Raw genomic sequence first — 7,522 nt, forward strand, 5'->3', positions numbered from 1 at the left:
TGCTGGCCGGCACCGGCAAGAACGGCGCCCAGCTCGCCACCGAGGCCCGCGACGCCGCCATCGCCCTCTACACCCAGGCCGCCGACTATGCCGCCGGCCGCGGCATCATCATCGCCGACACCAAGTTCGAGTTCGGCGTGGACGCTGCCGGCACCCTGCACCTGATCGACGAAGCGCTGACGCCGGACTCTTCCCGCTTCTGGCCCGCCGACAGCTACCGCGAAGGCATCAGCCCGCCTTCCTACGACAAGCAGTACGTACGCGACTACCTGGAAACCCTGGACTGGAACAAGAAGGCGCCCGGCCCCCAGTTGCCGCCGGAGGTGGTCGAGCGCACCGCCGCCAAGTACCGCGAAGCCTACGAAAAGCTCACCGGCCGCAGCCTGGACTGAGCCCTGCCGGCGGGGGCCCCGCGCTCCCGCCACGACAGCGCTCCGCCGCGGCGGAGCGCCCTTGCCCGGCCGGCCCCGGCCGCCGCATCAGGGCATTCCCTCATCGCCCGGCCGACCAATGACGGTCGCCAAAGCGCTCAAGTCGTCCTAACCTGAAAAGCAACCCGAGACCGCCCTGCACGGCGGGGATGGTGAGCGGTGCCACCAGCCAACGGAGGTTGCCATGGACAAGCCCTACCCCTCATCGCTGGACCATCACTTCCAGCTGCCCCAGGTCCGCCAGGTCGCCACATCCCGACCACTGCTGTGGCTGCGGCTGGGCCTGCAGGACATGCGCGACAGCCCCAGCGCCAGCCTGAGCTACGGCGCCATCCTCGCCGCCATCGGCTACATGATCCTGGCCTACGCGGCCTCCATGCCCTACCTCTTCACCGCCGCCATCTCCGGCTTCTTCCTGATCGGCCCGCTGGCCGCCGCCGGCCTGTACGAAATATCCCGCCGGCAGGACGGCGGCGAGCGTGTGAGCTTCAGCCGCTCGCTCAAGGGCCTGGCGCGGCACGGTGACAGCCTGCTCTACTTCGGCGTGTTCCTGGCGCTGGTGCTGATCGGCTGGGAGCGGATCTCCGCCATCCTGTTCGCCCTCTTCTATCACGACGTGGTGCCGGACCTGGGCGACTTCTACCGCACGGTGTTCTTCTCCGGCGAATACACCCATTTCGTCGTCTCCTACCTGGTGGTGGGCGGCGCGCTGGCGGCGGTCGTCTACGCCCTGTCGGCCATCGCCATCCCGATGCTGATGGACCGCGAGGTGGACGCCATCACCGCGGCCATGACCAGCGCCCGCGCGGTCGGCGTGAACCTCGGCGCCATGGCCTTGTGGGCGGTGATCACCGTCGCCATGGTGGCGATAGGCTTCGCCACCATGATGATAGGGCTGGTGCTGCTGCTGCCCCTGCTCGGCCACGCCACCTGGCACGCCTACAAGGACATGGTCGGATAGGCCCGCAGCCCGCGCCGCGCCTGCACCCCGGGCGCGGCGGCGATTGCTTTTGCCAAGGGCGCCCATAGCGGCGCCCTTCGTGCTTTTTGGGCACAATAGCCGCGTTACCGACCAGCAGGACGATCCAGACATCATGAGCCAGACATCGAATGCGCAGAACCCGCTGCTCGACTTCTCCGGATTCCCCCGCTTCAGCGACGCCCGCCCGGAGCATGTGGCCCCCGCGGTGCGCGGCCTGCTCGAAGAGAACCGCGCGCTGATCGCCCGCCTCACCGCCGACACCGCCGCCCCCACCTGGGCCAACTTCGTCGAACCGATGAACGAGGCCGGCGAACGCCTGGGCCGCGCCTGGGGCGTGGTCGGCCACCTGCACAGCGTCATGGACGTGCCCGAGTGGCGCGAGGCCTACAACGAGATGCTGCCCGAGGTTTCCCGCTTCTACGCCGAAGTCGGCCAGAACCTCGCCCTCTTCCACAAGTTCAAGGCCCTGCACGACGGCCCGGAATACGCCAGCCTGTCGCCGGTACGCCAGCGCATCCTCGACAACGAACTGCGCGATTTCCGGCTCTCCGGCGCCGAACTGCCGGACGCGGTGAAACCCCGCTTCCAGGAAATCCAGGAAGAACAATCCCAGCTCGGCGCCAAGTTCTCCGAGAACATCCTCGACGCCACCAATGCGCACAGCGAATGGGTGAGCGATGAAGCCGGCCTCGCCGGCATCCCGGAAGACGCCCGCGCCGCCGCCCGCGCCGCGGCAGAAAAGGATGGCAAGCCGGGCTGGAAATTCACCCTGCACATGCCCTCCTACCTGCCTGTGCTGCAGTACGCCGACGACCGCGGCCTGCGCGAGCGCATGTACCGCGCCTACGCCACCCGCGCCTCCGAGGCCAGCAAGCCGGAATGGGACAACGGCCCGCTGATCGGCAAGATCCTCGCCCTGCGCGAGGAAGAAGCCCAGCTGCTGGGCTACCGCAACTTCGCCGAGGTCTCGCTGGTGCCCAAGATGGCGGACACGCCGGAACAGGTGCTCGCCTTCCTGCGCGACCTCGCCACCAAGGCCAAGCCCTTCGCCGAGCGCGACCTCGCCGAACTCAAGGCCTTCGCCGCCAGGGAGCTGGGCCTGGCCGAGCTCTTCCCGTGGGACGTGGCCTACGCCTCCGAGAAGCTGCGCCAGGCGCGCTACGCCTTCTCCGAACAGGAGGTGAAGCAGTACTTCCCCGAACCCAAGGTGCTGGATGGTCTGTTCGGCGTCATCCGCACCCTGTACAAGGTGGACATCCTCCCCGATGAGGCGCCCAAGTGGGATCCGGACGTGCGCTTCTTCCGCATCGAGAAGGAAGGCGAGCTGGTAGGCCATTTCTACCTCGACCTCCACGCCCGCGAGACCAAGCGCGGCGGCGCCTGGATGGACTCCGCCCGCAGCCGCCACCGCCGCCCGGCCGGCGGCATGGAAACGCCGGTGGCCTATCTGGTGTGCAACTTCCCCGGCCCGGTCAACGGCAAGCCCGCCACCTTCACCCATGACGACGTGCTCACCCTGTTCCACGAGTGCGGCCACGGCCTGCACCACCTGCTGACCAAGGTGGAAGAACTGGCCGTGTCCGGCATCCACGGCGTGGAGTGGGACGCGGTGGAGCTGCCCAGCCAGTTCATGGAGAACTTCTGCTGGGAGTGGGACGTGCTGTCCGGCATGACCGCCCACGTCGATACCGGCGAGCCGCTGCCGCGCGCGCTCTACGACAAGATGATCGCCGCCAAGAACTTCCAGAGCGGCATGCAGACGGTGCGCCAGCTGGAATTCTCGATGTTCGACCTGCGCATCCACAGCGACATCGTCGCCGGCGGCCAGCCGGTACCGATGGAAAAGGTGTTCGGCGTGCTCGACGAAGTGCGGCGGGAGGTGGCAGTGCTGTTCCCGCCGGCCTGGCACCGCTTCCCCAACAGCTTCTCCCACATCTTCGCCGGCGGCTACGCGGCCGGCTACTACAGCTACAAGTGGGCGGAAGTGCTGTCGGCGGATGCCTTCGAAGCCTTCGAGGAAGCCGGCGCTGGCAAGGGCAGCCTGCTGGACGCGGAAACCGGCACCCGCTTCTGGCGCGAAATCCTCGCCGTCGGCGGCAGCCGGCCGGCGCTGGAATCCTTCAAGGCCTTCCGCGGCCGCGAACCGAAGGTGGATGCGCTGCTGCGCCACAACGGCATGGTGGAAGCGTGAGCGCCGGCCGGCAGTGGCAGGCGCTGGCCCTGCGCGGCACCGCCGCCGCGCTGCTGGCTGCGGCCTGCGCCGGCGCGCTGGCGCAGGCGCCCACCACCTATCGCTGGGTGGATGGCAATGGCCGGGTGAACTACTCCGACCAGCCACCGCCGGCCAGCATCCGCCAGCTCGACGAAAAACGCTACAGCGGCGCCCCGGCCGCCGACACCACGCCCTCGTACGCGGTACGGCAGGCCATGGCCAACTTTCCGGTGGCGGTCTTCGTCACCCAGGACTGCCAGGCGCCCTGCAACCTGGCGCGCGACCTGCTGAAGCGCCGCGGCATCCCCTTCCAGGAACACAAGCTGGAGAGTACCGAGGAGGTGCAGGCATACCGGGAGCTGTTCGGCACGCCGGAGCAGGTACCGGCGATCACCATAGGCCGCATGAACTTCAAGGGCTACGAGACCACCGCCTGGGAGAAGATGCTGGATGACGCCGGCTATCCCAAGTCTGCGGCGGCGGTTCCACGCTGATCGAGCCGGGTGAACGCAAGTGGGGCGGGCCAAGGGCCCGCCCCACTGCATTTCAGGCCGGCATCAGAGCGGCAGGCCCATCGCGCCGAGAGCGCCCAGCGCGGTCTGGTTGCCGTTGATGCTGAGCACGCCGCCCTTGTACTCCAGCGCGCTCACCCATTGGCCATCCTTGGGCACCAGCACGCCCTGGGCGGTCAGCGCCTCCATCCGGGTGCGCACGGTTTCATCCACCGCGTCGGCGATCTCTTCCTCGCTAGCGCCCAGGTCCATCACATCCATGTAGCGCTCCAGTTCCTGTCGCGCGCGGGCCGACAGCACCCGCTCCAGCAGCGGCTGCGGCAAAGCCAGGTTGGCCTGGCCTTCCACGTCCACCAGCGGATTGAAGCCCAGCCCGCCCGGCTTGCCGACGTAGGCCAGGCGCAGGTCCGCCTTCACCACGCCTTCGGGCAGGGTCGCGCCCAGGTTCTTGATCTCCACCAACGGCGAGCGCGCCAGCAAGGCCGGCAACTGGGACATCATCGCCGCCAGCAGCCGCTGGTTGTGGGCCTGGATGTCCTCACCGACGGCGGCGCCTTCCTGCGCCATGCGCGAGGCCGCGTCCAGCACGCCGGCATCCAGCCGCTGCAGCGACAGGGTGACGCCGGGCGCCTGCAGCACTTCGCCACCGCCGCTGAAGCGGTTCGCCTTGAACTCGATGGTGGTCGAGGCCAGGTCGCCTTCCAGCGCGGTGGAGGACGTCAGCCCCAGGCCCTCGACCTCCACCATCTGCTCCGGCGCGCCACTGCCGACGGCAAGGCGCTCGATGGAGAACAGCGCCTGGCCGGTCCAGAAGTGGTAGTCCTGCGGCTGGGTGGTATCGAAGGTGATGGCGGCTTTCTGCAGATCGACGTTCTTGCCCGCCGGATCGCGCACCGTCAGCACCGGCAGCGACAGCGAACCGCGGGTGGCCTTGCCGCCGGAGGTCACATCCACCGTGCCCTGCATGCCGCCCCAGACGATCTCGCTCTCCTCCACCGGCCCGCGGTAATCCACCACGTTCAGCGTGTGGCTGTGGTCGCCACCCCAGGACACCTTGCTGAGGATCTCCAGCGGCTCCCGCCCCTGCAGCAGCGGCGCCAGCGCCTGGCTGGCCTCGGCATCCAGCTGCAGCGTGGTACGGATCTCCGCCGCCTTGCCGGCCGGCAAGGGGCCGTGGCTCACCGCGTGGGCCAGGGTGAAGCTCAAGGGCTCCTCCTCGCTGGGCAGCGTCCACAGCGTTTCCGCCTGGGCGCCGAACACCCCGCGCCGATAGTCGAGAACACGCACATCGAAGCCCGCGCCGCGAATGCGCTCCACCCCCGCGCGGAAGTCGTCCTCTATCTTTCCGCCCACGTAGTAGCTGCCTCCCACCACGCCCACTGCCAGCGCCAACACGCCACCGGCGATCACTACCGTCTTACGCATAGATATCCTCGACAAACAACGCCCGTGCCGCGCCCGGGCCGCGGGATTATGCCTGCGGCAAGGCCTTTCCGGCGAGCACCAGCGGCGAACCGCAGCACGGGCGCATGGACCACGCACCGCCGCAAAAAAGCCTGCCGCCCGGAACGGGCGTGATGCCCTGCACGGGCGCGCCGGCATAACCCGTTTCGGGCGCATGAAATACTTCGCGCTCCTTCCAAAAATCCCTGAATACAAAGGAAAAGGAGGCTAATGTGGATTACCTTGCGCGTCTCGCGGTTTCCTGACGGCAACACTGCGCCCCACTGACACGGAGTCTTCATGTTCAACACTGCGCTCAAGCAGAAAGTCAGCGAACTCGAGCAGCAACTCGGCGAGAAAAACGCCCTGCTCAATGCCATAGGCCGGTCCATGGCCGTCATCGAGTTCGGCCTGGACGGCATCATCCTCGACGCCAACGACAACTTCCTGCGCCTGATGGGCTACACCGCGCAGGAACTGCGCGGTGCTCACCATCGCATCTTCTGCGAGCCGGAATACGTCGCCAGCCGTGAGTACGGCGAGTTCTGGCAGAAGCTGGGGCGCGGCGAATACACCTCCGGCCAGTACCTGCGCATCACCCGCGGCGGCTCGCCGGTATGGCTGGAGGCCACCTACAACCCGGTATTCAACGCGCAGGGCCAGCCCTGTCGCATCATCAAGCTGGCCAACGACATCACCCCCCGGGTGCTGGCCGACCAGGAGAACGCAGGCAAGCTGCAGGCACTCAACCGCTCGATGGCGGTCATCGAGTTCGCGATGGATGGCACCGTGCTCTCCGCCAACGACAACTTCCTGAGGACCATGGGCTACCGCATGGACGATCTGCGCGGCAAGCATCACCGCATCTTCTGCGAGCAGAGCTACGTCCGCAGCCCGGAGTACGCGGCCTTCTGGGCCGACCTCAACCGGGGTGAGTTCGCCTCCGGACAATTCCGCCGCCTCACCCGCGACGGCCGCGCGGTCTGGATGGAGGCGACCTACAACCCGGTATTCGACGCCCAGGGCAAACCGAGCAAGGTGGTGAAGTTCGCCAACGACATCAGCGAGCGGGTGGAGCGCTACGAGGCCGAGGCGGAGAGCGCCCGCATGGCATACCACGTCTCCCTGGAAACCGAGACCCTCTCCGCCGAAGGCGACCGCGTCATACGCGAGGCGGCAGCCGAGATGGACAGGGTGGCGGAAACGGTGCAGGTGTCCTCCCGCCTGCTGGAAGAGCTGGACACCCGCTCCGGCGAGATCGACTTCATCGTCCGCACCATCCACGAGATCGCCGACCAGACCAATCTGTTGTCGCTCAATGCCGCCATCGAGGCAGCCCGCGCGGGCGAGCATGGCCGCGGCTTCGCGGTCGTGGCCGACGAGGTGCGCAAGCTCGCCGAACGCACCGGCAGCTCCACCGGCCGCATCTCCGAAATCACCCGCGCCATACAGGACAGCACCAAGGCCGCCATCGAACGCATGGGCGATACGGCCCGGCAGGCCGACCGCGGCGCGGAGCTGACCAACGAGGTCGGCACGACCATTTCCAAGATCCACGACGGCGCCAAAGAAGTCGTGCGGGTGGTGGGCCAGCTCTCTTCCATCCAAGAGAGCAGCGCGGGGCACTGAGCCGGCTCACCGCGCCACTGCAGGTTGCTGCCCGCTGGCGCGGCAACCTGCGCGCCCTGGTTCCAATGCCAGCGGCCGGTTGCGCGAATGCGGCCGACCACCGATGGGCCGCGGCCGCCCCCTGCGCACGGACTTGCTGCGGCGGGAATCCGGCCGCCCTGCGATGTCCCCGGGCCAACGCGGACACTCGGCGCGGCAGCCTGTAGCATGGGCGCTCCCGGCCCTCTCGCGTCCTTGCCTTCCCCCGGCACTGGCCTAGATTGAATTTCGCCGCCAGCCCGGAAACAAGCGCCCCGGCCACGCGAGCCGCCCC

General features: G+C 68.1%; 6 protein-coding genes. 5 read left to right on the forward strand and 1 reads right to left on the reverse strand.

Annotation, left to right across the window (positions count from 1 at the left end; genetic code table 11):
* The 4 genes from GRF61_RS22370 to GRF61_RS22385 form a co-directional block, all read left to right on the forward strand.
* Positions 1-392, forward strand: a 392-nt coding sequence (locus tag GRF61_RS22370) for a phosphoribosylaminoimidazolesuccinocarboxamide synthase (RefSeq protein ID WP_282447266.1), incomplete at its 5' end; no start/stop codon positions are given.
* Positions 393-615: 223 nt separating this feature from the next.
* Entirely contained in the window at positions 616-1,392 is a 777-nt protein-coding gene (locus tag GRF61_RS22375; protein WP_169152834.1) for a DUF2189 domain-containing protein, read from the forward strand.
* A gap of 133 nt (positions 1,393-1,525) precedes the next feature.
* A complete protein-coding gene (locus GRF61_RS22380) occupies positions 1,526-3,604 on the forward strand; it encodes a M3 family metallopeptidase (protein WP_169152835.1) in 2,079 nt (692 codons plus the stop codon).
* Positions 3,601-4,119: a DUF4124 domain-containing protein gene (locus GRF61_RS22385; RefSeq protein WP_169152836.1), complete on the forward strand. Its 519-nt coding sequence runs from the start codon at positions 3,601-3,603 to the stop codon at positions 4,117-4,119. Before GRF61_RS22380 ends, GRF61_RS22385 begins: the two co-directional genes overlap by 4 nt.
* A gap of 63 nt (positions 4,120-4,182) precedes the next feature.
* Here the strand turns inward: GRF61_RS22385 and GRF61_RS22390 are convergent, their stop codons facing one another.
* Positions 4,183-5,562 (reverse strand): YdgA family protein, encoded by a 1,380-nt coding sequence (locus GRF61_RS22390; protein WP_169152837.1) that lies wholly within the window; start codon positions 5,560-5,562, stop codon positions 4,183-4,185.
* Between the two features lie 318 nt (positions 5,563-5,880).
* Here GRF61_RS22390 and GRF61_RS22395 point away from each other — a divergent pair, with 318 nt between their 5' ends.
* Complete coding sequence (locus GRF61_RS22395) at positions 5,881-7,209, forward strand: PAS domain-containing methyl-accepting chemotaxis protein (RefSeq protein ID WP_169152838.1); 1,329 nt, start codon at positions 5,881-5,883, stop codon at positions 7,207-7,209.
* The last annotated feature ends 313 nt before the right edge of the window (positions 7,210-7,522 follow it).

It is taken from the genome of Azoarcus sp. TTM-91, assembly GCF_012911025.1.
GTDB lineage: Bacteria > Pseudomonadota > Gammaproteobacteria > Burkholderiales > Rhodocyclaceae > Azoarcus.

Excerpts from the sequence above, each read along its gene's own strand:
- GRF61_RS22375 (WP_169152834.1), top strand. The coding sequence starts at position 616 with ATGGACAAGCCCTACCCCTCATCGCTGGACCATCACTTCCAGCTGCCC.
- GRF61_RS22380 (WP_169152835.1), top strand. The coding sequence starts at position 1,526 with ATGAGCCAGACATCGAATGCGCAGAACCCGCTGCTCGACTTCTCCGGA.
- GRF61_RS22390 (WP_169152837.1), bottom strand. The coding sequence starts at position 5,562 with ATGCGTAAGACGGTAGTGATCGCCGGTGGCGTGTTGGCGCTGGCAGTG.
- GRF61_RS22395 (WP_169152838.1), top strand. The coding sequence starts at position 5,881 with ATGTTCAACACTGCGCTCAAGCAGAAAGTCAGCGAACTCGAGCAGCAA.